Annotated in this window: 22 protein-coding genes; 9 read left to right on the plus strand and 13 right to left on the minus strand. The window is 70.8% G+C overall.

The window, feature by feature from the left end:
• Positions 1–4: 4 nt before the first annotated feature.
• The 7 genes from G9272_RS28425 to G9272_RS28455 all read right to left on the minus strand — a co-directional run bounded on the left by G9272_RS28425 (position 5) and on the right by G9272_RS28455 (position 8,348).
• Positions 5–1,069 carry a substrate-binding domain-containing protein gene (locus G9272_RS28425; protein ID WP_171399156.1) on the minus strand — a complete coding sequence of 355 codons (1,065 nt, stop codon included), beginning with the start codon at positions 1,067–1,069 and terminating at the stop codon, positions 5–7.
• A 224-nt stretch (positions 1,070–1,293) separates the two neighbouring features.
• Complete coding sequence (locus G9272_RS28430; RefSeq protein WP_171399157.1) at positions 1,294–1,734, minus strand: hypothetical protein; 441 nt, start codon at positions 1,732–1,734, stop codon at positions 1,294–1,296.
• 78 nt (positions 1,735–1,812) lie between these two features.
• Positions 1,813–3,024 (minus strand): pyridoxal phosphate-dependent aminotransferase, encoded by a 1,212-nt coding sequence (locus tag G9272_RS28435; protein WP_171399158.1) that lies wholly within the window; start codon positions 3,022–3,024, stop codon positions 1,813–1,815.
• Positions 3,025–3,459: 435 nt separating this feature from the next.
• Complete coding sequence (locus tag G9272_RS28440) at positions 3,460–3,729, minus strand: hypothetical protein (protein WP_171399159.1); 270 nt, start codon at positions 3,727–3,729, stop codon at positions 3,460–3,462.
• Positions 3,730–3,830: 101 nt separating this feature from the next.
• On the minus strand, positions 3,831–4,802 hold the full coding sequence (locus G9272_RS28445) for an antibiotic biosynthesis monooxygenase (RefSeq protein ID WP_171399160.1): 972 nt from the start codon (positions 4,800–4,802) through the stop codon (positions 3,831–3,833).
• Positions 4,799–7,525 carry a molybdopterin-dependent oxidoreductase gene (locus G9272_RS28450; protein ID WP_171399161.1) on the minus strand — a complete coding sequence of 909 codons (2,727 nt, stop codon included), beginning with the start codon at positions 7,523–7,525 and terminating at the stop codon, positions 4,799–4,801. Before G9272_RS28450 ends, G9272_RS28445 begins: the two co-directional genes overlap by 4 nt.
• Before the next feature lies 1 nt (position 7,526).
• Positions 7,527–8,348 (minus strand): FAD binding domain-containing protein, encoded by an 822-nt coding sequence (locus tag G9272_RS28455; protein ID WP_171399162.1) that lies wholly within the window; start codon positions 8,346–8,348, stop codon positions 7,527–7,529.
• 282 nt (positions 8,349–8,630) lie between these two features.
• Between G9272_RS28455 and G9272_RS28460 the strand changes: the two genes are divergently transcribed.
• Positions 8,631–9,530 carry a S1 family peptidase gene (locus G9272_RS28460; RefSeq protein ID WP_171399163.1) on the plus strand — a complete coding sequence of 300 codons (900 nt, stop codon included), beginning with the start codon at positions 8,631–8,633 and terminating at the stop codon, positions 9,528–9,530.
• Between the two features lie 28 nt (positions 9,531–9,558).
• Here the strand turns inward: G9272_RS28460 and G9272_RS28465 are convergent, their stop codons facing one another.
• Positions 9,559–11,184 carry an N-acyl-D-amino-acid deacylase family protein gene (locus tag G9272_RS28465; protein ID WP_171399164.1) on the minus strand — a complete coding sequence of 542 codons (1,626 nt, stop codon included), beginning with the start codon at positions 11,182–11,184 and terminating at the stop codon, positions 9,559–9,561.
• 11 nt (positions 11,185–11,195) lie between these two features.
• On the minus strand, positions 11,196–12,470 hold the full coding sequence (locus G9272_RS28470; protein ID WP_171399165.1) for an amino acid deaminase: 1,275 nt from the start codon (positions 12,468–12,470) through the stop codon (positions 11,196–11,198).
• Positions 12,471–12,641: 171 nt separating this feature from the next.
• Between G9272_RS28470 and G9272_RS28475 the strand changes: the two genes are divergently transcribed.
• The 5 genes from G9272_RS28475 (at position 12,642) to G9272_RS28495 (ending at position 17,341) form a co-directional block, all read left to right on the plus strand.
• Positions 12,642–13,685, plus strand: coding sequence for a sugar kinase (locus G9272_RS28475; protein ID WP_171399166.1), 1,044 nt, complete (start codon positions 12,642–12,644; stop codon positions 13,683–13,685).
• Complete coding sequence (locus tag G9272_RS28480; RefSeq protein WP_171399167.1) at positions 13,682–14,449, plus strand: IclR family transcriptional regulator; 768 nt, start codon at positions 13,682–13,684, stop codon at positions 14,447–14,449. The genes G9272_RS28475 and G9272_RS28480 overlap by 4 nt, the downstream gene beginning before the upstream one ends.
• Positions 14,450–14,456: 7 nt before the next feature.
• On the plus strand, positions 14,457–14,867 hold the full coding sequence (locus G9272_RS28485; protein ID WP_171399168.1) for a RidA family protein: 411 nt from the start codon (positions 14,457–14,459) through the stop codon (positions 14,865–14,867).
• A gap of 216 nt (positions 14,868–15,083) precedes the next feature.
• Entirely contained in the window at positions 15,084–16,562 is a 1,479-nt protein-coding gene (locus tag G9272_RS28490) for a GntP family permease (RefSeq protein ID WP_171399169.1), read from the plus strand.
• A gap of 65 nt (positions 16,563–16,627) precedes the next feature.
• On the plus strand, positions 16,628–17,341 hold the full coding sequence (locus tag G9272_RS28495; protein ID WP_171399170.1) for a hypothetical protein: 714 nt from the start codon (positions 16,628–16,630) through the stop codon (positions 17,339–17,341).
• A 21-nt stretch (positions 17,342–17,362) separates the two neighbouring features.
• On the opposite strand, the gene G9272_RS28500 is transcribed toward G9272_RS28495, so the two are convergent.
• The gene (locus tag G9272_RS28500; RefSeq protein ID WP_171399171.1) at positions 17,363–18,733 is read right to left on the minus strand and encodes a M14 family metallopeptidase; all 1,371 of its coding nucleotides are present in this window, start codon (positions 18,731–18,733) and stop codon (positions 17,363–17,365) included.
• A gap of 280 nt (positions 18,734–19,013) precedes the next feature.
• Between G9272_RS28500 and G9272_RS28505 the strand changes: the two genes are divergently transcribed.
• A complete protein-coding gene (locus G9272_RS28505; RefSeq protein ID WP_171399172.1) occupies positions 19,014–20,351 on the plus strand; it encodes an Nramp family divalent metal transporter in 1,338 nt (445 codons plus the stop codon).
• A gap of 92 nt (positions 20,352–20,443) precedes the next feature.
• Positions 20,444–21,034 carry an isochorismatase family protein gene (locus G9272_RS28510; RefSeq protein WP_171399173.1) on the plus strand — a complete coding sequence of 197 codons (591 nt, stop codon included), beginning with the start codon at positions 20,444–20,446 and terminating at the stop codon, positions 21,032–21,034.
• A 34-nt stretch (positions 21,035–21,068) separates the two neighbouring features.
• Here the strand turns inward: G9272_RS28510 and G9272_RS28515 are convergent, their stop codons facing one another.
• Positions 21,069–22,328: a hypothetical protein gene (locus tag G9272_RS28515; RefSeq protein ID WP_171399174.1), complete on the minus strand. Its 1,260-nt coding sequence runs from the start codon at positions 22,326–22,328 to the stop codon at positions 21,069–21,071.
• 110 nt (positions 22,329–22,438) lie between these two features.
• Positions 22,439–22,951, minus strand: coding sequence for a SigE family RNA polymerase sigma factor (locus tag G9272_RS28520; RefSeq protein WP_171399175.1), 513 nt, complete (start codon positions 22,949–22,951; stop codon positions 22,439–22,441).
• A gap of 120 nt (positions 22,952–23,071) precedes the next feature.
• Between G9272_RS28520 and G9272_RS28525 the strand changes: the two genes are divergently transcribed.
• Complete coding sequence (locus G9272_RS28525) at positions 23,072–23,467, plus strand: hypothetical protein (protein ID WP_171399176.1); 396 nt, start codon at positions 23,072–23,074, stop codon at positions 23,465–23,467.
• 138 nt (positions 23,468–23,605) lie between these two features.
• Here the strand turns inward: G9272_RS28525 and G9272_RS28530 are convergent, their stop codons facing one another.
• Entirely contained in the window at positions 23,606–25,303 is a 1,698-nt protein-coding gene (locus tag G9272_RS28530; RefSeq protein WP_171399177.1) for a chitinase, read from the minus strand.
• Positions 25,304–25,455: the final 152 nt, after the last annotated feature.

A 25,455-nucleotide genomic window follows, 5' to 3' on the forward strand; every position in this document is an offset into this window, starting at 1 on the left:
CCCCCTATCCGCGCGCCCGTCGCGCCAGCTCGTGCAGCACCGTGGAGGTGGGCACGGGCGCCTGGCGGACGCCGGTCAGTTCCTGCTTGAGGTAGGTGGTGGCCGAGGCGAACTCGGCGGTGACGCCCTGCGGACGGAACCCGTGCCGGATCTCCAGCTTGCGCAACTCCGGGTCGCTCGACAGGAGTCGGGCGAGAGCGCCGCCGTTCTCGGTGAGCGGCACGGCGGTGTGGTCGCTGTTGACGGTGGTGTCCGGGTAGAGCACCACCAGATCGTCCGGTTGCTGCCGGTCCGCCAGGAGTGAGGCGACCTGCGACTCGTAGACCAGGACGAGCGGATTGCCGGCGCCGCTGACGAAGTCCCGGAACGCCGCGTCCGTGCTGGACTGCTGGGCTCCCTGGACGCTGACCAGTTGGTGCAGCAGGGGCGCCGTGCGCTCGACCTCCGCGTCGCTCGCGACCACCTTGCCGCCGTTGGCCACGTAGGACGCGGCGGCCAGGTAGAGGGCGCCCGAGCTGGAGGTCTCCGGGTCGGTGCTGGACAGGTAGAGGGTGCCGGTCAACTCCCCGTACTTCTCGGAGCCCTTGAGCTGCTGCCAGGTCCGGTCGGCACGGGCCGCGTCGAGGTAGCCGGCCATCTTCAGCGTGCCGCGGTGTTCGGCGTCCAGCGTGGCCAGGCCGTTGCCCGCGAGCACCCCGGCGGCGTTCTTGTGCGCCACGACGACGAGGGGCGAGTAGAAGGGGCGCGGGAGGGTCCCCCGCACCTTGTACTTCGCGGCCAGCTCGGTGGCGGGCGCCTGGCTGGAGGGGAAGGCGAGGTCGTACCCCTTGAGGTCCAGCCCCTCCATGGCCCAGGACCCGGAGGTCTCGGCCTCGACGGTGTAGCCCTCGGCGGTGAGGGCCTTCACCACGTCCGGATCGGCGAAGAACTCCGCCTTCTCCGACCCGATCACGATCCGCACGGTCTTCGTTGCCGTGCCCTTGTCCTCATCACTGCGGCCCGCGACGACGGCGACCACCACACCCGCCATCAGCAGTACCGCGAGGACGATTCCTGCGATTCGTCTCACAGGGGGAGCGTGCTCGCGGAACCCCACGTTCCCGGGTGGTCCGGGTGAACGGGGGGTGAAGGGGGTGCCCCGGAACGCAACAGGAAGGGGAGGTTCCGATCAGGGCGAAAAAAGATGGCGCCCGGTCCGCGCGTCGCTGCGGGTGCACGCGGACCGGGGCCGTTCACGGTCCCCGGAGGGAGTCCCCGGAGGGGCTCCGGGGAGGGCGGTCCCCGGGAGGGGGGTCAGCCGGCGGTGCTCAGTTCCTGCTTCTCCACCAGGGCGGCGGCGTGCGCGTCCATGCGCTGGGCCGCCAGGATCGCCGACGCGGTGTCCGCGCGGGACGCGGCGACGAGCAGGGCGCGGCCCGCGAGGGCGTGCGCCCGCTCGTGCAGGGTGTCGAGGTGCGGGCCCGCCGGGCCGGCGGCGAGGGTCGAACGGACCGGCGTCCGTCCTCCCCGCAACCGGGTCACCTGCTGCGCGAGCCGTGCGGCCGCGGAGTCCAGGTCGGCGGACGCCGCCGCCGCACGCAGCTCGTCGGTGACGGCGAGCAGCGCCGCGAGATGAGCTGCGAGCTGGATGTCCAGCTCCTCCTCGCGGGAGCGGTGGGGGAAGTCCGAGGGCGTGCCGGCCATCGTGGTGTGGGCGGACCCACGGGAAGAAGAGGTGCGGATCGGCTCGTACATGAGGATGGCCTCCTGTGCTGTCAGGAAACCATCCTAGCTTAGATTTCGTCTAAAGTTGAGTCGCCCATACAACCGCCGCTACGGCTGGCTGTAGCCGTCCAGGAAGCGGGCGATCCGGCCCACCGCGTCCCGCAGGTCCGTCGCCGTCGGCAGCGTGACGACCCGGAAGTGGTCCGGCTCCGGCCAGTTGAAGCCGGTGCCCTGGACGACCATGATCTTCTCCTGGCGCAGCAGGTCCAGGACCATCTGCCGGTCGTCCTTGATCTTGAAGACGGTGGGGTCCAGACGAGGGAAGAGGTACAGCGCCCCCTTAGGGCGGACGCACGTCACGCCCGGGATCTGCGTCAGCAGCTCGTACGCCGTGTCCACCTGCTCCTTGAGCCGCCCGCCCGGCAGTACCAGGTCCTTGATCGTCTGGCGCCCGCTGAGCGCGGCCACGACACCGTGCTGCCCCGGCATGTTCGCGCACAGGCGCATGTTCGCCAGGATCGTCAGACCCTCGATGTAGGAGTCGGCGTGCGCGCGCGGACCGGAGATCGCCATCCAGCCGACCCGGTAGCCGGCCACCCGGTACGCCTTCGACATGCCGTTGAAGGTGAGGGTGAGCAGGTCCGGGGCGACCTTGGCGGTCGGGGTGTGGGTGGCGTCGTCGTAGAGGATCTTGTCGTAGATCTCGTCCGAGCAGACCAGGAGGTTGTGGCGGCGCGCGATGTCCGTCAGCCCCCGGATCATCGCCTCGTCGTACACCGCGCCCGTCGGGTTGTTCGGGTTGATGATGACGATCGCCTTGGTGCGGTCGGTGACCTTGCGCTCGACGTCGGCGAGGTCGGGCATCCAGTCCGACTGCTCGTCGCACCGGTAGTGCACGGCGGTGCCGCCGGAGAGGGAGACGGCGGCGGTCCACAGCGGGTAGTCGGGGGCCGGTACGAGGACCTCGTCCCCGTCGTCCAGCAGCCCCTGCATCGCCATGACGATCAGCTCGGACACGCCGTTGCCGATGAAGACGTGCTCGACGTCCGTCTCGATGCCGAGTGTCTGGTTGTGCATCACGACGGCCCTGCGCGCGGCCAGCAGACCCTTCGCGTCGCCGTAGCCGTGGGCCGTCGAGACGTTGCGGAGGATGTCCTCCAGGATCTCCGGCGGGCAGTCGAAGCCGAAGGCGGCCGGGTTGCCGGTGTTCAGCTTGAGGATGCGGTGACCAGCCGCTTCCAGGCGCATCGCCTCCTCGAGAACCGGGCCCCGGATCTCGTAACAGACGTTGGCGAGCTTGGTCGACTGGATCACCTGCATGTCTGGGAGCTTACGGCCCGGTAACGCCTCCGGGGGCGTGTTTCCCGCCACGTGAGACGGGTGGTTTGGGTCGTTATCGCCGGTAGCTGTCCCAGGAGTCACTCCTGTCCCTACAATCCGCGCCATGTTCAGGCCAGGTGAGAGTGGCGCACCTCCGGTGCGGCCGATCGTGTACCACCCGTCCGCCGAGACCGATCCGGCGTACGAGCGGTACGTCGATCCGGCGGCCGCCCATGGGTGGGAGAACGCCTACGACGAGACCGCCGAGCTGCCTCGGGTCCGCCCTGCGGAGGGGGAGCCGGGCGGCCGCGCGGACCGTCGGCGCGCCGCGCACCGGACGGCCGGCCGGCCTTCGCGCCGCGTGCTGGCCGCCGCCGGGGCGGTCGGGGCGGTGGCGCTGGCCGCGGTGGTGGCGGGGATGTCCTTCTCCGGGGATCAGGGCGGGGACCAGCGGGGCAGGCAGGGGGGCACGCGCTCGGCGCCGGACGACGCGGTGAGCCCGTCGGGTGGGCCGGCTTCGGCCGCGAGCGGCTCCGCCGGGTCCGTGGAGTCGACCCCGTCCGCTTCGGTCGCGCCGGTGCCGTCCTCGGGGGGTACGGCGTCCGAGGCGCCCTCGGCCGAGGCGTCGACCGAAGCCGCCACGAGCGGGGCGGTGAGCGTCTCGCCCTCCGCCTCGGTGTCCGGGTCCGGGTCCGGGAAGGGCAATCCCGGGAAGGGTCGGGGCCGGGACAAGGGGGGCAGGTAGGCGGGGACGCTCACCGGGGCCCGCGACGGACCGCCCGCTCCGCCGGCACACCCGTGATCGCTCAGGGCAGCGTCCAGATCTGGGCCGTGACGAGGTAGAAGACAGCGACCCAGAACGCCATCAGCGCGGCGACGATCCCGAGGCCGACGAGGTTGGTCCGCGCCGCCGGTTCGTCCGGAGGCGGCCGCAGCCACCGCCCGAGGAGCCGGTTCACGTAGTGCGGCATGGTGAGGAAGCTCATCAGGAAGCTCGACAGCAGGTTGCCGACGAGCAGCCCGAGCCAGAACGGCATGCCCAGCGGCGACAGGGCGAGCGTCAGCAGCACCACGGTCGGATACAGACCCACCCAGACGGCGAGGGACGTCTTGGTCTCCGAGGGCGGCGGCGCCTCCTTGCCGTTCTCGTCGAAGGCGAACCAGCTGCCGAACGAGTTGTCGATGGTGCGCAGCCTGAAGTCGTCGAACTTCTTCCCTTCGGCGAGCACCTGCCTGCGCTTGTCCGACGTCAGCCAGGCGTCGAGGTGCTCGGCGCTGTCGAACCGGTACAGGGTGGTCCAGTCGTCCTGGACCCCTTCGATCGGCCGGAAGATCTCGGTTCCGCGGAACCCCTCGAACCTCCCCTCCGCCTGGTTCATACGGCGCTGCCACGCGAGGAACTCGTCGACGTGGGCCGGGTCGACCCGGTGGGTGACCACGACAGTCACCAGCGGATCCGTCGGGCGGGTGCCGCCGCTGACCACCTGCTGGGTGCCGGGACCGTCCAGGTACTTGTCGCCGACGTCCAGGAGGCGCTGCCTCGTCGCACTGTTGATCCACGCCTGGAGATGGGCCACCGAGTCGAACCGGTAGACGACGACCCATTCGGGTTGCAGGTCCGTCGGACGGGACACCTCGACGCCGAGATATCCGGCGTAGTCGGCGGCAGCTGCGTTGACGTCCTCCTGCCACGATTCGTATGCCTGTTCGAGTCCGGGCAGGACCTTCTGGCCGATGATCGCCGTCGCCCCCGCGCTCCGGTGCTGTTCGGTGGTCATGAGCCCGGGCCCGTCGGCACCGACTGCTTCTCGATCAGCCGGCTGTAGATCCGCTCCGGAGTCAGCGGCAGCGAGCGGAAGCGGACGCCCGTGGCGTCATGCAGGGCGTTCGCCAGCGCCGGGGCCACCGGGTTGATGCAGCACTCCGCCATGCCCTTCGCCCGCAGGGGGCCGACGGAGTCCGTCGAGGCCACCAGGAGCAGTTCGGTGCGCGGGACATCGGAGAAGGTGGGAATGCGGTAGTTGCGGAAGTTCGGGTTCGTCATGACGCCGTTGTCGTCGACGTGATGGTTCTCGGTCAGCGCGAATCCGATTCCCTGGGCGACACCGCCCTCGACCTGTCCGCGGACCTGGGCGGGGTTGATGACCACGGCGGCGTCCGCCGCGTGGACGCTGTGCAGGACGCGGATCTCACCCGTCACCCGGTGGACGGCGATCCGGAACCCCTGCGTGTTGGAGGTGACGCTGCGGGGCGAGCCGTAGGCCTTGCGGGCGGCGGTGAACCGGATGCCGCGCGCCCGGGCCGACGCGACGAGCTCGGCCAGCGGCACCCGCCGGTCCCCGCAGACCACCTCCTCGTCGTCCATCGAGCACAGCACGAGATGGACGCCGGTGTACGTGGCGGCGTATTCGAGGATGCGGTCGCGTACCGCGTCGGCCGCCCGCAGGACCGCGTTGCCCGACACGAACAGCCCCGCACTCGCGAAGGCGCCGGTGTCGAATCCCGTGCGGTCGGTGTCGGACTGCACCAGGTGGATCCGCGCCGGTGTCGTACCCAGCTGCCCGGCCGCGATCTGGACATGCGCGGTCGAGGTGCCCTCGCCGAACTCGACCGTCCCGACGGCCAGTTCGTACACGAGGTCGTCCCGCAGCGTGACCCAGGCCTCGGAGACGTGCTCGGTCGGGGGCGCGGTCTCGTGCAGCGAACTCGCGACGCCGGTACCCACCAGCCACTCCGGGCCGGGGGACGGCTGGTCGGCGGTCCGGACCAGCGCGCCCTCCACCAGGTCGATGCACTTCGCGAGGGAGTCCTCGCTGAACGCCACGTCGTCGGGGCCGTCGTGCAGGGCGACGAGCGGATCACCCGGCCGCACGATGTTCCGGCGTCGCAGTTCGAGCGGATCGATGTGCAACGCGCGCGCCAGTTCGTCCATCGCCGACTCCACGGCGAACGCCGGCTGCGTCATCCCGTAGCCGCGCAGCGCCCCGCTAGGCACGGTGTTGGTGTAGACCGAGAAGGCGTCGTACCTCTTGTTGGGGCAGCGGTAGATCATGACGGCGGAGCCGCCCGCGTACAGCGTCTCGCCACCGTGGTTGCCGTAGGCGCCCGTGTTCGACACATTGCGGACCTGGAACGCCGTGAGGGTGCCGTCCGCCTTCGCGCCGAGCTTGACCGTCAACGTCATCGGGTGCCGTGGCGAGGCCGTGGTGAACTCCTCCTCACGGGTGTACTCGAAGCAGACGGGCCGTCCGGTGTCGAGGGTGGCGAGCGCCGCCAGATCCTCCGAGATCACCTCCTGTTTGCCGCCGAAGCCGCCGCCGACGCGCTTGCAGAACACCCGGAGCTGGTCGGGGCGCAGCGCGAACAGATAGGCGAGCTTGACCTTCGCGATCGACGGCGACTGCGAGCTGGTGCGGACGTTCAGCCGGCCGTTCTCCATCCAGGCGATCGAGCCATGGGTCTCCAGATGCGCGTGCTGCACGCGGGGCGAGAAGTATGTGCCCTCGTGGATCACGTCGGCTTCGGCGAACCCCGCGTCCACGTCACCGATGCGCGTGTGCAGTTCGAGCAGGATGTTGTGGACGGGGTCGCGGACGAACGGGTCGTCCGAGCCGTGCAGTTGCGGAGCCCCCTCCGTCATCGCCTCAAGCGGGTCGAACACGGCCGGCAGCACCTCGTACTCCACGACGGTCTTCCGGCAGCCCTCCTCCGCCGCCCCGACGGTGTCGGCCAGCACCGCGACGACGCGTTGGCCGACGAAGCGGACCGTGTCGTCGAGGATGCGGGTGTCGTCCGGATCGACGAGATGGTCGGTGTGGATCGCCGTGGTGAAGCGTCTGCGCGGGACGTCCTGCCAGGTGTAGACCCGGCGCACCCCGGGAACTGCGAGGGCGGCGCTCTTGTCGATCGAGACGATCCGGGCGTGCGCGTGGGGCGAGTGCAGGACCTTCAGGTGCAGCATGCCGTCGAGGCGGGTGTCCATCGTGAACTCGGCGCGGCCGGTCACCACGTCCTCGGCGGCAGGCGCCCCGACGCTTCTCCCGACGGCCTTGCCCGGCGCGGCGTTCTCCACGCCGACCACGCCGTTCACCGCGTCCTCGATCGCCCGATAGCCGGTGCAGCGGCAGAGGTTGCCCTTCAGTGCCCGGGGCAGGTCGGCCTTCTGGGCGTCGGTGAACGTCGCCGAGGTCATGATCATCCCCGCGGTGCAGAAGCCGCACTGGAACCCCGGGGCGTCACGGAAGCGCCGTTGCATCGGATGCAGGTCGCCGGGTGACCCCAGGCCCTCGATCGTGGTCACCTCGCGGCCGTCCGCGCGGAAGGCGGGGGTGATGCAGCTGTGCACCGGATCGCCGTCCAGCCACACCGTGCAGGCGCCGCAATCGCCCGCGTCGCAGCCCTTCTTGACGCCGTGGTGGCCCAGCGAGCGCAGGAAGGTGCGCAGGCACTGGCCGGGTTCGGGTTCTTCCTGGAAGCTCCTGCCGTTCACGAGGTAGGTCATGTCAGGTCCCAGCCATGAGTTCGCGACGAATCTCTTCGGCGAAGTGCCTTGTCAGATGGCGACGATGGCCGGGGGTCCCGTTGGGATCGGCGAACCAGACGTCGGCGGGGACGGCGTCGATGCTCTGCCGCAGGGTCCGGGCATCGGGCAGGCCGTCGAACGCCATGCGCACCGGCCGTGTGGTGCCCGCCGTGACGGTGAGCAGCAGTTCGCCCGTACCGGGGGTCCCGGTGCCGACGAGGAACACCGTCGAACGGCCGAGGCGGGTCAGGGTGAAGCGGCGGTGGACGGCGCGCTTCCGCAGGGCGCGCGCCGGAATGGCCACCCGCCTCAGGATCTCGCCGGGAGCGAGCACGTTCTGGTGGTCCCCGGTCACGAACTCCAGGGCGTCGACGATGCGCGTGGACCCGTCGGGAGCCCACAGTTCGTACCGCGCCTCGAGCGCGACCGTCAGTGTGATCATCGGCCCGGCGGGAAGCGACAGGCAGATGTTCCCGCCGACCGTCGCCGAGTTCCAGACCTTGAACGAGGACAGCAGCGCCTCGCAGCTGCGCGCGAGGAGTGGGCCCGCGATCCAGTCACCCGGCGGCGCGAAGGCGTACAGGTCACGGATGGTGCATGTGGCGCCGATCTCGAGGCCCGCGTCGCTCGGGACCAGGGGGTCCCAGTGCAGCGCCGTCAGGTCGACCAGGCGGCGCAGATCCGGCTGTTCCGCGGAGAACAGCCAGGTTCCGCCCGCGAGCCAGGCGTCACCTTCGCGCCACTCTGCGCCGGGCCGGCTGGACGGTCGCCGGACGATTTCGGTGATGGTGTTGAGGTCCATGGGAGTCGATCTCCCTCGCGGCGACGGGCGTGCTACGGGCACTGTCGACGGGGCGCGATGGGCGCGGAGAGTCCATTCAAGGGTATCCCCGGGCGGGTCGGCCCCGCGATGGCAGGGCTTCGGCGTGCAGGCGCGACCCCCTGCCGCCTGGCCGTTGCCCGGCTGCTGCCTGGCCGAAAGCGGACCCTTGCTCTCCCTTCTTCCGGCACTAACAATGCGCATGACAAAACAGCGGGCGGCCGGAAGATCTCCGGCCGCCTTGTCGTAAGAGGGGACCCCCACATGAGAAAGCCTCTCGTTGCCGCGTTCTTCGCCCTGGCCATCGCCGGGGCGGGTGCGGCACCCGCGGTCGCCGCGCCGGTGAGCGCGAAGCCCGCGACGGCTTCCGCGGCCTCGACTTCCGCGATCGCGGTCAGGGCCGACACCAAGGCGGCCGCGCCGACGCTCCAGGCCGTCAACCTCGCCGGGACCGTCGCGCTCAGCAACTGTTCCGGCTCGGTCGTCCGCTTCCCGAACTCCCTGGACACCGACCCGGCGCTGGTGCTCTCCAACGGCCACTGCCTGTCGACCGGCTTCCCGGAGCCCGGCGAGGTGCTCGTCAACCAGGCCTCCACCCGTACCTTCGGCCTGCTCAACTCCGCCGGCACCAGGGTCGCGACCCTGCGCGCCAGCAAGCTGGCCTACGGGACGATGACCGACACGGACGTCTCGATCTACCAGCTCACCAGCACGTACGCCACGATCAAGAACTCGTACGGGATCTCCGCACTGACCGTGCAGGACACCCACCCGACCGCCGGCACCGCCATCACCGTGGCGTCCGGCTACTGGAAGACGCTCTACAACTGCAACATCGACGGGTTCGTGTACCGCCTGAAGGAAGGTGACTGGACCTGGAAGGACTCGGTCCGTTACACCTCCGCCTGCCAGACCATCGGCGGCACCTCCGGTTCGCCGGTGATCGACCAGTCCACCGGCAAGGTCGTCGCCGTCAACAACACCGGCAACGAGGACGGCGCGCGCTGCACGGAGAACAACCCCTGTGAGGTCGACGCGAGCGGCAACGTCACCGTCCGCGAGGGCATCAACTACGCCCAGGAGACCTACCTGATCCCGGCCTGCTTCACGACCGGCAACCAGCTCAACCTGAGCGCTAGCGCCTGCACCCTGCCCAAGCCGTAGGGCTCGGACCGCCGGGCGCGGCGTTCCGTCACACGGGACTGCGACGGACCGCCCGCCCCGCCAGTACGTCCGTGCGCCGGCCGTCCTCGATGACGAAGCGGCCGTCGATCAGGACGTGGGGGATGCCGGTGGGCAGGGTGCGCGGGGCGTCGTAGGTGGAGCCCGCCGCCACCGTGCGCGGGTCGAAGAGCACCAGGTCGGCGCGGTGGCCCTCGCGGACCAGGCCCCGGTCCGGCAGGCGCAGGCGGGCCGCCGGACGGCCGGTCAGGTGGGCCACGCACTCCTCCAGGGGCAGGATCCCCGACTCCCGTACGTAGTGGCCGAGGTAGCGCGGGAACGTGCCGTACGCCCGCGGATGCGGCTTGGCGCCCGTCAGGACGCCGTCCGAGCCGCCCGTGTGGACGCGGTGGCGCATGATCGTGCGGACGTTCTCCTCGTGGCCGACGTGCTGGAGGATGGTCGGGGCCAGCCGGTCCTCGAGGAGCAGACGGCGGGCCGTCGTCCAGGGCTCCTCGCCGCGCAGGAGCGCCGACGCGTGGACCGTGCGGCCCACGTGGTCCGCCAGCCGCTCGTCGCCCACGCCCGAGATCTCGATCGTGTCCCAGTCCACCGGCACCCCGTGGCAGCCGTCCGCGCCGGTCACCTCCAGGTCGTGGCGGATACGGGCGGCCGTGTCGTCGTCCGCGAGGCGGCGCAGGATCTCCGGCGGGCCGCCCTCGCTCGCCCAACTGGGCAGCAGGGCCGCGAGAGTCGTGCAGCCGGGGGTGTAGGGGTAGGTGTCGAGGGTGATGTCGGCGCCCGAGTCGAGGGCTTCGTCCAGGAGGGTCAGGAGCTCCGGGGCGCGGCCCTCGTTCACGCCGAAGTTCATGGTGGCGTGGGCGAGGTGCAGCGGGCAGCCCGCCTCGCGGGTCAGCTCGACCATCTCCGCGTACGCCTCGAGCGCGCCGGCCCCGTAACTGCGGTGGTGGGGGCAGTAGTAGCCGCCGTAGCCCGCCACCACCCGGCACAGTTCGGTCAGTTCGGCGCCTCGCGCGTACATGCCGGGCGTGTACGTCAGCCCGGAGGACAGGCCGACGGCGCCCTGTTCCAGCCCCTCCGCGACCAGCCGGCGCATCCGGTCCAGCTCCCGGTCGGTGGCCGGGCGGTCCTCCCAGCCGACGACCAGGGCGCGGACCGTGCCCTGGGGGATGAGGTAGGCCGCGTTGACGGCGATGCCCCGGCCGTCGAAACCGTGGTCCAGGCGGTCCAGGTACTCGCCGACCGAGCGCCAGTCGAAGTCGAGGTCGTCGCCGTACCCGTTCCAGCCGGTGATGGCCCGGCGGACCCCTTCGAGGGTGCGGTCGTCGACCGGGGCGTACGACAGCCCGTCCTGGCCGAGGACTTCGAGGGTGACGCCCTGCGCGGCCTTCGCGCTGTGGTCGGGGTCGCGCAGCAGGGCGAGGTCGCTGTGGGCGTGCATGTCGATGAAGCCGGGGGAGAGGACCAGCCCCTCCGCGTCCAGCTCCCGTACCGCCTTCGGGCGCTGGCAGCCGGCGGCCGCCGCCTCCTTCACGATCGAGACGATCCTGCCGTCGTCGATCAGCACGTCCGCGCGGTAGGAGTCCGCGCCGGTGCCGTCGACGACGTCCGCGTCCCGGATGACGAGGTCTTCCATGTCCCCACTCCCTAGAAGAACGTGCGGATGTAGTCGACGACCGTGCCGTCCGCCTCGGCCAGCGGGATCAGCGGCCACTTGTCGAAGGACGTGCAGGGGTGCGAGAGGCCCAGGCCGACCCAGTCGCCGACCTCGACGTCCGCCTCGGCGTCGGTGCGCAGCCAGGCGTGCTGGTCGGAGAGCGCGGTCACCGAGACGCCGGTGGCGGGGCGTTCCGTGCCGTCGCGGCGGATCACCTGGGCGAAGGGCAGGTCCAGGTCGTAGGCCGCGTCCCGCTTGCCCGCGTTGACGAACGCCTGGTCGGGGGCGGGGCGGGAGACGACCTGGGTCCACAGGCGGAACGCGGGCTCCAGCGCGCCCTCCTCGGGGACCCGGTTGAACGGGGTCAGCTTGCGGTAGTGACCGTCGTCGTGCGAGACGTACGCGCCGGAGCGCAGCAGCTTCAGCACCGGCAGGGAGAGTCCGGGGATCCCGGCGAAGACCTCGGCGACCGTGTCGAACCAGGCGCTGCCGCCCGCGCTGACCACGATCTCCTCGGCGCCCGCGAACCGTCCCGCCTCGTCGAAGTCGACGGCGAGGGCGACCAGGCGGTGCAGCCAGGCCCGCACCCGCTCCGGGTCGGCCCGCGGGACCTCGCCCTCGTAGCCCGCGACCCCGACCAGCCGCAGGGCCGGCGCGGCGGCCACCGCGTCCGCGACCGCCGCGCACTCCGTCTCCGTACGGACCCCGGTGCGGGCGCCCTCGCCCGCGGCCAGTTCGACGACGACGTCCAGGGGGCGCCGGGCGCCGCGCAGGGCGGTGTCCATCAGCTCGACCCCGCGCACCGAGTCGACGTAGCAGACGAGGCGGAAGGCGGGGTCGGCGTCGAGCTGTGCGGAGATCCAGCGCAGGGCGGCCGGGTCCACCAGTTCGTTGGCGAGGAAGACACGCTGGACGCCGTAGGCCCGGGCCACCCGCACCTGGTGCGGGACCGCGAGGGTGATGCCCCAGGCGCCGCGGTCGAGCTGGCGCTGGAAGAGCTGCGGGGCCATGGAGGTCTTGCCGTGCGGGGCGAAGGCGAGCCCGTGGCGGGTCGCGTAGGTCTCCATGAGGGCGAGGTTGTGTTCGAGGCGCTCGGCGGAGAGGGCCAGCACGGGGGTCGCGAAGCCGCCGGTGAAGAGGTTGCGGCGCTGGGCGGCCAGCTCGCCGACGGTGAGGCCGTCGGCGTCCGGCGGGAGGCCCTTGAAGCGGTGGTCGACGCGTTCCCCGGCCAGTCGGGCGAGCGCCTCGAGTGCCTCGGTACTCATGGAACCTCCTGATCAGGAGCGTTGCACAAGCTGCAACGTCCATTGCGTATATCGCTTACTGCTGTCTAACATCTCGGCCAACGCGGGGTCAACGGAGCCTCCCCCAGCCTTCGGCAGGGGGGACCCCATCTCGCTTCGCTCGCCCGCACCAGCACAGGAGCCAAGACGATCGTGACCGCCACCGGACCCTGCAACGCCCCCGACGCCGTGGACGTCGTCGCGCTCGGCGAGTCCATGGTCACCTTCCTGCCCTCCCGGCCCGGCCGCCTCGCCGACGTACCCTCCTTCGACCGGGGCATCGGCGGCGCCGAGTCCAACGTGGCCTGCGCGCTGGCCGCGGCCGGACACGCGGTGCGCTGGGTCAGCCGGGTGGGGGCGGACGGGTTCGGCGACCATCTCGTCGAGACCATCGGCTCCTACGGGGTCGACGTGACCTCCGTACGGCGCGATCCCCACCGCCCGACCGGCGTCTACTTCCGCACCGCCGGCGACCGGGCCACCGACGCGCACGAGGTCGCCTACTACCGGGCCGGGTCGGCGGCCTCCGCGATGTCCGTCGACACCGTCGGCCTCGACGCCGTACGGGCCGGCCGGGTACTGCACCTCACCGGGATCACCGCGGCCCTCTCCGCGGACTGCCTCGGCCTGCTGCGGGAACTGACGAGCCCCCGGCCCGGCCGGCCCCTCGTCTCCTTCGACGTCAACCACCGGCCCCGGCTGTGGACGGACGGCAACAGCCCCCGGGTCCTCCTCGAACTGGCCCGCGGCGCCGACCTGGTGTTCGTGGGCGAGGACGAGGCGGCCGAGGTGTGGGGCCTGGACGGCGTCGACGCCGTACGGACCGCGTTCCCCGACCCCGAGGTGCTCGTCGTCAAACAGGGGGCGCTCGGGGCGACCGTCTTCGACCGGGGCCGTGCCCTGCACGTCCCCGCCCCGCGCGTCGACGTCGTCGCCGCCGTCGGCGCCGGGGACGCCTTCGCCGCCGGATTCCTCTCCGCCACCCTGCGCGGACTGCCCGTGCGCGACCGCCTCCGGCACGGGCACCTGATGGCCGCCGCCGCCCTGACCGTCCCCGGCGACCTGGCCGTGCCGCCTTCCCGCGACCACGCCGACCGGCTCGCGGCCCTCGACGACGCCGCGTGGGGGAGACTTCGACTCGGCCCCGGCTGGACGCACGCCGAAGAGCGGGCCGACGAGGAGGTACCCACCCCATGAGCCAGACCGTCGACCGAGCGCTGAGCATCCTGCCGCTGCTCGCCGAGGGCCCCGCCGACCTCGGGCAGGTCGCCGACCGCCTCGGCGTGCACAAATCGACGGCCCTGCGGCTGTTGCGCACCCTGCACGAGCACGGCCTCGTCTACCGCCAGTCCGACCAGCGCTACCGCCTGGGCGCCCGGCTCTTCGCCCTCGCCCAGGAGGCGATGGAGAACCTCGACATCCGCGAGATCGCGCATCCGCACCTCGCCCGTCTGAACGAGACCTGCGGGCACACCGTGCACCTCGCCGTGTACGAGGAGGGCGAGGTCCTCTACATCGACAAGGTGGAGAGCCGCTACCCGGTGCGCATGTACTCGCGGATCGGCAAGCCCGTCGCCATCACGGTCGCCGCCGTCGCCAAGCTGCTCCTCGCCGACCTGCCCGAGCCCGAGCGACGGGTGATCGCCGAGAAGCTCGACTACCCCCTCTACACGTCCCGTTCGACCCCCAACGCCCCCGCATTCCTGCGCGAGTTGGAAAAGGTGCGCGAACAGGGCTGGGCCACCGACCTCGGTGGCCACGAGGAGTCCATCAACTGTGCCGCCGCGCCGATCCGGGGCGCCGACGGCCGGGTGGTCGCCGCGATGTCGGTCTCCGCGCCGAACGTCGTCGTCACCGCCGACGAACTCCTCACCCTGCTCCCGCTGGTCCGCCGTACGGCGGACGCCATCAGCGGCGAGTACTCCGGCAGAACCCCGATCAAGGAAGCCCCGAAGGAATGAGCCCGGCATGACCGAGAAGACCGCCCTCACCCCCAAGACCCACACCACCCCGCCCGCGAAGTTCTCGCACGGGGTGAAGAAGGGCAACATCCTCCAGGTCGCGGGCCAGGTCGGCTTCCTGCCCGCCGAGGAGGGCAAGCCCCCGACGCCCGCGGGCCCCACCCTGCGCGAGCAGACCCTCCAGACCCTCGCCAACGTCAAGGCGATCCTCGAGGAGGGCGGCGCGAGCTGGGACGACGTGATGATGATCCGCGTCTACCTGACGGACACGGCGCACTTCGCCGAGTTCAACGAGCTCTACAACACGTACTTCGGGGAGCAGCCCCTCACCGCCCCGCCCGCGGCCCGCACGACGGTCTACGTCGGCCTTCCGGCCGGGCTCCTGGTCGAGATCGACGCACTCGCCGTCCTCGGCTGACGCGCCCAGCGCCGAGGGCCCGACCGACCGGCCCGAGGGCCTGACTGACCGGCCTGACTGACCGGCCTGACCGACCGGTCGGGCCGGACCGGCCGACACACCGTCAACTCCCGCACGCCGTAACGCCTCACGGCACGGCGCCCCCGTTCGCAGGGGGCGCCGTGCCGCGATACCCCCTGCCCGAAAGCACAGTGAACCCCAGCAGAGGACCCCCGAATGCCCCTTCCGCTCGCGGCATCCACCCCCGCCGAGGCGCCACCCCACACCGGCGGACTGCTCCTCCTGATCGACGGCACGGCAGGCCTGCTGACGGTCGCCGCCCTCGGTATCGCCCTGCTCCTCTTCCTGATCATCAAGGTCAGGATCCAGCCCTTCGTGGCCCTTCTCGCGGTCTCCATAGCCGTCGGTCTGCTGGCCGGGCTGTCCGTGACCGAACTCTTCGGCACCGTGCAGCGTTCGGACGCCGTCTCCACCATCGAGTCCGGGATGGGCGGCATCCTCGGTCATGTCGCGATCATCATCGGGCTGGGCACGATGCTCGGCGCGGTCCTCGAAGTCAGCGGCGGCGCCGAGGTGTTGGCGTCCCGGCTGCTCGGCGTGTTCGGCGAGCGGCGAGCGCCCCTCGCGATGGGCCTGACCGGCCTGATCTTCGGCATCCCGGTCTTCTTCGACGTCGGCATCTTCGTGCTGGCCCCGATCGTCTACGCGGCCGCCAAGCGGGGCGGCAAGTCGATCCTGCTGTACTGCCTTCCGCTGCTCGCGGGTCTGTCGATGACCCACGCGTTCCTGCCCCCGCACCCCGGCCCGGTCGCGGCCGCCGGCCTGCTCCACGTCGACCTCGGCTGGGTCATCCTCATGGGGGTCGTCTGCGGCATCCCGGCGGTGCTGGCGGCCTGGGTGTTCTCGGCGTGGATCGGCCGCCGCATCTTCGTCGCCGTGCCGCAGGACATGGTCGAGGCGGCGGCGGAGGCCAAGCGGGCGGTCGTCGAGGAGCAGCGGACACAGGGCGTCCTGCCGCGCGAGGACCCGGTGCCGCTGGGCACGGTCCTCGGGATCATCGGTACGCCGCTGGTGCTGATCCTCGCCGCCACGTTCTCGTCGATCGCCCTGGACCCGTCCACCGGCCGCTCGGTGATCGAGTTCTTCGGCCACCCCTTCGTGGCGCTGACCATCGCGCTGCTGCTCGCCTACTACCTGCTCGGCATCCGGCGCGGCTGGTCCCGCAAGTCGCTGGAGACGGTCTCGACGGCCTCGCTGAAGCCGGTCGGCAACATCCTGCTGGTCGTTGGCGCAGGCGGGATCTTCGGTGCCGTCCTGAAGGCGAGCGGGGTGGCCCAGGCCCTGTCGGACACCTTCAACGACGTGGGCCTGCCGGTGATCGTCCTCTCCTACCTGATCTCGGTGGTGCTGCGGGTCGCCCAGGGCTCGGCGACGGTGGCGATCGTGACGACGGCGGGCATCGTGGCGCCGCTGCTCGCCGAGGGCGACCACTCGCAGGCCTTCGTGGCCCTCGTCATCATGGCGATCTCGGCGGGCTCGATCTTCGCCTCGCACGTCAACGACGGCGGATTCTGGATGGTGGCCAAGTACTTCGGCATCAGCGAGCGCGACACCCTCAAGACGTGGACCGTGCTGGAGACGGTGCTGTCGGTGGCCGGGTTCGTGATGGCGGCCGGAATGAGCCTCTTCGTGTAGGACTCCGGTAACGAAGTCAGGGGCTGACTGTGTCCGGCACAGGATCTTCGACCATACTGCCCGCTGTGGAGCAGCGCATAGGTTCGAGCAGCCAGCCCCTGGAGGGCGCCGGGTTCGACCCGGCATTCATCCCCGGGCTCACGTCGCCCGTGACCGCGGAGCCGGAGGACACGAGGCCGGCCGAGGACGACGGCGTCGACGCCGTCGAGCCCGAGGCGGGGAAGGGGGAGTCAGCGGCGCCGGAACGCCCGGACGCGTCGGCGGAGCCGGACCCGGCCGACAGGTCCGACGGGTCCGACGGGTCCGAAGAACCGGACGAGTCCGCCGAGTCCGTCGAGGGCCCCGTCTTCGAGGCCTCCGACCGCCGTGCGCGGATCGCCGCCGACGCCAAGGGCGTCCGGCTCCGCCTCGACGAGGAGTCGTGCGAGTTCCGCTGGGACGAGATCGGCGCGGTCGAGACGGAGACACCGCGCTTCGGCAAGCGGTTCACCATCACGGTGCACACCCCTGACCGCCGCTGGTACCCGATCGAGATCGAGGCGACGGCCAGGTCCCGCTTCAAGGAGTGGGAAGAGCAGTTGGACGCGGTCCTCGACGCCTACTTCGAGGACGGAGAAGCCGAAGCGGAAGCGGGCGCCGACGAGGAGGCCGTCGAGGTCGACGCCGCCACCGGGGCCGACGCAGCCAACGGCGACGCCGACGCCGAGGACACCGGGACCAAGGCCGCCGAGGCCGAGGACGACGAGGTCAAGGACGCCGGCGCCAAGGCCGCCGACTAGACGCAGTACCAGTACCAGTACCTAGACGCAGTACTGGGACTGTTTCCCGATGGACCGGTACATGCAGTCCGCGTTCTCGAGAAGCTGGAGCACCGCGTCCCGGTTACGGGAGGTCTCCCGCTCGATGACCTCGTCGGGCGGGTAGAACCCCCCTCCGGAAGCGGAGGACGGGTACATCTCGAAGGTGTACGAGAAGATCTTCTGCGTACCCCAGAGATAGTCGTCGATCGACCCGTCGGTGATGTACAGGTCGCTGGACTGCTCGGGGGTGTACCCGTTGCTCGCCGCCATCTTCTGCCCGACGGCCTTGAACGCGGCGTTGTCGTCCGCGGTCATCCCGGTCGCCGTGTCCGCGGTGGTGTAGCCGAACGGCCACAGCACCAGCTGGCTGTACGTGTGGAAGTCGATCCCGGCGGTGATCTGCTGCTTCCCGCCCACGATCCGGCTGCGCACGAAGTCGGCGACGACCTTCACCTCGGGCGCGGACTCGGCGGCCGTGCCTCGGTAGGTCTCGGAGGACGTGGAACCCGAAGAGCCGCCACAGCAGCCGAACTTGTAGTTCCAGTTCCGGTTGAGGTCCGTACCGACGTACGAGGAGCCGGAGTTGGGCTGCCGGTTCTTGCGCCACGAGCGGTAGGAGCCGGAGGCGATGTCGTACTCGCCGCCGTCCGGGTTGAGGTCGGGGACGATCCAGATCTCGCGGCCGTTGACCATGCCGGTGACGCGGGAGTCGGAGCCGTAGCCGGCGCCCAGCTCGCGGATCAGGTACAGCGCCATCTCGACGGTGAGGTGTTCGCGGGCGTGCTGGTGGTGGGTGAACAGCACCTCCGGCTCGGCCTCGTCGGTGGCGACGTTGTCGCTGATCTTGATGGCCACGATGTCCCGGCCCTGGTACGACTTGCCGATGACCCGCTTGCTCATGATGCCCGGGTAGGCGGCGATGCGCTGGTCGATCTCCGTCGTCATCTCGGCGTAGTTGTGGTATTTCGAGTCGGCGGTCGGGAAGTCGAAGAGCCGTACCTCGTCCTCGGCGACCCGGTCCGGTGCCGAGCCCAGCAGGGACACCTCGTACCCCTGCGCGCGCAGCTTCCTCACCTGGTCCGCGCGGCCGGAGACCACGACGGTCTCCTCGTCGGCCTCGTCGACGCTCACTCCGGAGGCGGCGATCGCGGTGCGCATCTGGGGGGTGCTGTGGTGGATCTGGATCTCGTACTGGCGGATGTCGTCGGCGGAGGGTGCCGCCTTCGGTGCGCTGCCCGCCGCCGCGTCGGTGACCGTCGCCGAGACCGGTGCGGCGAGAGCGAGGGCGAGCAGTGCGGCGAGGACGGCGGTCCGCCTGCCGCTGCGGGCGCTTGTGGCGCCGGCGCCTGAGCCGCGAATGCGAAGTCGCATGAACTCTCCTTGTGGGGAGCCGGGTTGTGGGGGGCTGTGCGCTTGCTGTGTGCGGCGGTGCGGTGCCGCTCATCGTCGGGGCATGGCATGAGCAGGTCAAGGGACGACAAAGGGCCGCTGGCCGAAATCATGCGGAATGCCACGAGCGACCGGCCGCGCAGTGTATCCGCGCTCGCGCCGGTCAGCCGGTATCCGAGGTTTGACCGGAGTGTGAGCACATCGGGTGGAGATCCCGCACGCACTCTTGCCGGAGCGGCCTCTTTGGGTTTTCTTGACCTGCATGGCGGACACCACGGGACCCCCCACGGGAAACTCCACACACACCGAGGCACCATCCGGCATCGACAACACCTCTCCCCGCAGATCCAGTTGGAAGTACATCGGCCCCGGCATCGTCGTCGCCGCCACCGGCGTCGGCGCCGGCGACCTGGTGGCCACGCTCATCGCCGGCAGCAACTTCGGCTACACCCTGCTCTGGGCGGCGGTCGTCGGCTGCCTGGTCAAGATCTCCCTGGCCGAGGCGGCCGGCCGCTGGCACCTCTCCACCGGCCGCACCCTCTTCGACGGCTGGGCGAGCCTCGGCCGCTGGACGACGTGGTTCTTCGTCGTCTACGTGGTCGTCTGGGGCTTCGTCTACGGCGCGGCGGCGATGTCGTCGAGCGCGCTGCCGCTCCAGGCGCTGTTCCCGGACGTGATGGACCTCGAGTCGTGGGCCATCGCCTGCGGTCTGGTGGGCCTGGTGTTCGTCTGGTTCAACAAGTACGCCGTCTTCGAGAAGGTCATGACGGTCCTGGTGGGCGTCATGTTCGTGGTGACGGTGTATCTGGCGATCCGGGTCACCCCCAACCTCGGCGACGCCTTCGCGGGCCTCCTCCCGGTCCTGCCGGACGAGAAGGACTCCGTCCTCAACACCCTCGGCCTGATCGGCGGCGTCGGCGGCACCATCACCCTCGCCGCGTACGGCTACTGGGTCAACGCCAAGGGCTGGACGAACACGGGCTGGATGAAGGTCATGCGGCTCGACAACCGGGTCGCGTACATCACCACCGGCATCTTCGTCGTCGCGATGCTCTTCGTCGGCGCGGAGCTGCTGCACTCCGCGAACGTGGCGATCGCGAGCGGCGACAAGGGGCTCATCCAGCTGAGCGACATCCTGGAGGCGGAGTACGGCGCGGCGACCGCCAAGTTCTTCCTGATCGGCTTCTTCGCCACCTCCTTCACCTCCCTGATCGGCGTGTGGCACGGCGTGAGCCTGATGTTCGCCGACTTCGTGGCCCGCTACCGCGGCCGCGGCGACGCGAGCGGGGCGGAGGTCGCCTCCGGTGAGCGGGAACGCTCCTGGCCCTTCCGCGCGTATCTGCTGTGGCTGACCTTCCCGCCGATCGTGCTGCTCTTCCAGGGCGAGCCGTTCCGTCTGATCATCCTGTACGGCGTGCTGGGCGCGGCCTTCCTGCCGTTCCTGGCCGGGACGCTGCTGTGGCTGCTCAACTCCTCCCGCACACCCGGGGAGTGGCGCAACGGACCGCTGAGCAACGCGATGCTGGTGCTGGCGGGCCTGCTGTTCCTGGTGCTGTGCGTCAAACAGGTCTGGGACCAGCCGTGGTCGGAGTTCTTCTGATGATCAGCACGGCTCGAGCTTGCGTAACTCAAGCTTGAGTTTCGCAAGCACCTCTCCTAGGCTGCTGACCCCCTAGGAGAGGTGCCGTCGCCGTGGCTGTGACCGTGCTGGACGACAAGACCGCGCTCGTGCTGATCGACCTCCAGGCGGGCACGCTCGCCGCCCCCACCGTGCCGTACCCGGCGGCGGACGTGGTCGCCCGGGCCGCCGAACTCGCCGACGCCTTCCGCGCCGCGGGCGCCCCTGTCGTCCTGATCCGCATGTCCACCTCGCCCGACGGCGCCGACGCGGTGCCCGGCCGCAGCGAGGCGGCACGGCTGGCCGGCGGCCGCTCCCGCCCGTACGACCTCGGCCCGATCGCCGAACCGCTGACCGGTCACGAGGGCGACATCCTGATCACCAAGCGGGCCTGGGGCGCCTTCCACGCCACCGACCTCGACCTTCAGCTGCGTCGCCGGGGAGTCACCCAGATCGTCCTCGCCGGCATCGCGACCAGCCTCGGTGTCGAGTCGACCGCCCGCGCCGCCCACGAGCACGGCTACCACGTCACGTTCGCGGTCGACGCGATGACCGACATCAACGAGGACGCGCACCAGCACCGGGTGTCGTACCTGTTCCCGCTGATCGGCGAGCCGGGCACGACGCGGGAGATCCTCGACCTGCTGGCAGGCGTCCGAGCCTGAACCCGAGGGCCAGTCCATTCGTGGTCTCCGTCCGTCAGTCCTCGGTGGCCGTCCACCGGGGACTGAGCGCGACGGCCCGCAACTGCTCGATCGTCAGGGCGGGCTTCGCACGGGTCGCGGCCTGGTCCTGCTCGGCGGTGTTGAAGGCACTGACGACCACCCGCAGACCGTCCTTGCGCAGGGTGTCCACGGTCCACATCACGACGCCCGCACCGCCCTTCTCGCCGGGCCCCTGCTTCACCGAGACACGGGTGCCGTCGGCGAGGGTCTCGGCGCCGGAGCCGTACAGCGAGCCGGCCACGTCGGACATGTTCGGCTGCACGTTGACCTGGACCAGGCTCGCGCCCTTGCCGTCGTCGACGACGAAGTAGCCGTAACCGGTCTCCTGGCTGCCGTTCTTGACGCGGTCCAGGTCCTTGGGCAGCAGGAGAGCGAGCTTGCGCAGGATGAGCCAGCCGGCCATCTCCGTGGGCCGGGCGGACGAGCCCGACGGGGAGACCGGCTTCTTCTCCTCCCCGGGGATGGCGTCGGCGATCCGGCGCCACTCCGAGGCCGCGGCCAGCGTCTTCAACTCACCTGCCGTCAGCGGGGGTTCGGGGCGAGTGGTGGGCTTGCCCTTCTCCGCCGCGGCGTTCCACTCGATGACGCTCACATGGTGCCCGGCCGGGGTGACCAGGTCCGCGCCCCACGACTTGAGGTTGTCGCGGTGGTCGGGATACTCGTAGCCCTGGTAGACGGTGATCGCGGACCTGTCGGGCAGAAGCTCGGTCTTGCAGCTGTCGAGGTGAGTCTCCTCTTCGTCCGGGCAGGGCATCACGGCGGTGGACGGATTGATCTCACCCGCGTCCGCCGGGATCCGGGCCAGGCCCACGGAGATGGACCCCTTGCCCTTGCCGTCGTCGAACACGCCCACCGCCAGCGGTGGCAGCTCCCCGCCCGTGCCACGCGCGTCCGTCCTGCTGAACTTCCCCTCGGGAAGCAGCTGTTGGAGGGTGCGGATCATGTCGTCGGGGGAGTAGACGGGCTTGGCGCTGCTGCTGCCGGACGCGGCGACGGAGGAGGGCAGGGGCGCCGGCTTGCCGCCCCACGGCACGAGCAGCGCCCCGCCCACCCCCACCAGGGCGAGGCTCGCCGCTCCGCCCGCGACCGCGGTCCTGCGCCGCAGCCGCATGCGGTCGCCGCGGGCCCGCCCGGCGGCGGCGAGCGCGGCGGGGCTGTCGAAATTGCCGCCGGCCTCACGCAGGGCGGCGGAGAGCTGCTCCTCGAAGGGGTCGCTGTACTGGTCGACGGGCATGGTGAACCACCGCTTTCGGCGAGACGAGTCGAAAAGAGTTCGAAGTTTCGAAGTAAGGGGGCGGGGGGAGGTGCGCGGGGCGCGGCCCCGGGGGGCGGGTGCCGGACGGCTCAGGGGCGGGCGTACTCGCCGATGTCCTCGCCCAGCAGCTCCCGCAGCCGCCCCAGCGCCCGCGAGCAGCGTGTCCGCACGGCCGCCGAGCTGGTGTTCATCGCGCCCGCGGTCTCCTCGATCGAGCGGTCCTCCCAGTACCGCAGGACCACGACCGCCCGGTCCTTGGCGGGCAGCCGTCCGAGGGCCTGCATCAGGGTCAGCCGCAACGGTGTGTCGCCACCGCTGCCGTCGGCCACGTCCGGGAACGCCTCCACGGCCCGCTCGCGACTGCTGCGCCGCCGCTGGTGGGCGAGGAAGGCGCGGGTCAGGACGGTCTGCGCGTAACCGGCCGGGTTGTCGACCCGGGACACCCGCCCCCAGCGGACGTACAGCCTGCCCAGGGTCTCCTGAACCAGATCCTCGGCGAGGTGCGTGTCCCCGGCGGTGAGCAGACACGCAGACCGGTACAGATGCCCGGTGCGCGCCGCCGCGAACTCGGCGTACTCGTCCGCGCGGGCGGCCTGCCTCATGAGTGTTCCCCCTGTGTCGGTTGCCTTGCGGCCCTCATCTCACTAATGCGGTGGGGCGCGGGAAATGTTTCAGGGGAGACCGAAAGTGGCCGCACAGGATCGCGGGGGTACTTTCTCGTTGTGACAGACCAGCCGCCGTCCCCTCCGCCGCCGCCGGGCTTCGGCCCGCCCCCGCCGCAGTACGCCGCCCCGCAGTACCCGCCGCAGTACGCTCCGCGGGCGGAGCCGCCGCCCGGTCCGGAGTTCCTCGCGGTCGACAAGCACAACTCGGTCGTCGTCGACGCGGCGGGCGTCGCCTTCGAGATGTACGACATCACGGTCGAGTTCCCCTGGCCCGAGGTCCGCAGCGTCCACTACAAGGCGAGCCCCAACGGCAAGGCCCTCATGGTCGCCGTGGTCCACGTGGACGGCAGGGTCTACGAGTGCGTGGTGACGGCGAAGCCGAGGGAACGGATGCAGGGCTGGTTCGCGCAACTGGCGTGGGTGCTGGGCCACTACCGGCCGACGGGATACTAGACGGCGGACGCGCGGACGTACGGACGCGAGGACGTACGGGAGGGTGCCGCCCACGGTCGTCCCGTGGAGCGACACCCTCCGTCATCCGCTGCCTGTCACCCGCTCAGCCGTTGCCCGTGACTCCGCACGGCCCCGCCGCTACGGCAGCCCGTGCACATGCGGGCCCACGGCCGCCGACCACGCGTTGCCCGCCGACGCGTCCCAGTTCGTCGACCACGTCATCGCGCCCCGCAGCGCGGGATAGGTCTTCGACGGCTTGAAGGAGCCGCAGCCCGTGCCCTTGGTGAGGCAGTCCAGGGCGTTGTTGACCACCGTCGGCGACACGTATCCGCTGCCCGCGCCGCTCGTCGAGGCCGGCAGGCCCAGGCCCACCTGGGACGGGTCCAGGCCGCCCTCCAGCTGGATGCAGGCCAGCGCCGTCAGGAAGTCCACCGAGCCCTGGCTGTAGACCTTGCCGTCACAGCCCAGCATCGAACCGCTGTTGTAGTACTGCATGTTGACGACCGTGAGGATGTCCTTGACGTTCAGCGCCGTCTGGAAGTAGCCGTTCGACGTCGACTGCATGTCGATCGTCTGCGGGGCCATCGTCAGGACCAGCCCGGAGCCGGCCTTCGACGACAGCGAGCGCAGCGCCTGCGACATGTACGTCGCGTTCAGGCCGTTCTCCAGGTCGATGTCGACACCGTCGAAGCCGTACGTCTGCATCAGCGAGTACACCGAGTTCGCGAAGTTCGTCGCGGACGTCGGGTCGCTCACCGACACGGTGCCGTTCTGGCCGCCCACCGAGACGATGACCTTCCTTCCGGCCGCCTGCTTCGCCTTGATGTCCGCCTTGAACTGGTCCACCGTGTAGCCGCCCAGGCCCGCGGAGTCCAGGTTGAAGGTCACGGCGCCCGGCGTCGTCGTCGCGTCCGCGAAGGCCACGGCGATGATGTCGTACTGGGAGGAGACGTCGGAGATCCGCTGGACGGTCGCGCCGTTGTTGAAGTTCTGCCAGTAGCCGGTCACGGCGTGCTTGGGCACGGTCCCGCCCCCGGTGCTGCCCGTGGTCGTCGTTCCCGTGACCGCCGTCGACTTCACCGACTCGCCCGCCGCGTTGGTCGCCGTGACCTGGAAGCTGTACGACGTCGAGGCCGCGAGGCCGGTCACGGTCGCCGAAGTCCCCGTCACGGCCGTCACCTTCGTACCGCCGCGGTAGACGGAGTAGCCGGTCGCGCCGGAGACCGCGTTCCACGAGAGGGACACGGACGACGAGGTGGTACCCGACACGGCCAGGCCGGCCGGCGCGCCGGGCACCGTCGGGGCCGGGTCGCCGCCTCCGCCGCCGTCGGGGCCGTACACCGACACGTCGTCCGCGTAGTACGCCGCCTGGCCGTACCAGCCGTGCGTGTACACCGATACCGAAGTGGTCGACGCGCCGGTGGTGAAGGTCGTCGACAGCTGCTTCCACGCCGCCGAGTCGGGCGTCCAGGTCGAGACGTCCGTCGTGCCGGTGCCGGTCACGCCCAGGTAGGTGTAGCCGCCCTGGACCCACGCGCCGAGCGTGTACGTCGAGTTGGGCTTCACGGCCACCGTCTGGGCGCACCGGGCGTTGTCCTGTCCGGCCGGTGTCGCCTTCAGCGCGGCCGCGCCGGCGTGCACCGGCGAGGAGACGGTCGTACCGCTGCCCGCCGAACAGGTCCAGTTGGTCAGGCCGGACTCGAAGCCGGCGTTCCTCGCGTTGTTCAGGTCCGCGGCGGACGCCTGAGCCGCGCCCGTCATGGACAGGGTGAGGGCGGCGGCGAGGACGCCCGCGGCTCCCGACCCGAGTCGTGTCGTTCGTTTCAGTGGGGACATGACAGTAAGTTGGTCCAGACCAATTCTCTTGTCAAGAGGTCCGGTCGTGGAGGGTCGGTGGAGGACGCGCGTGCGTAACCTGCCCCGATTTGGCGGGACTTGCGCGAAGAAGAGTTGCTTGGCAGCCAGGGAAAGCTGTTCTCCGGCCACAG

This window comes from Streptomyces asoensis (assembly GCF_013085465.1).
GTDB lineage: Bacteria > Actinomycetota > Actinomycetes > Streptomycetales > Streptomycetaceae > Streptomyces > Streptomyces cacaoi_A.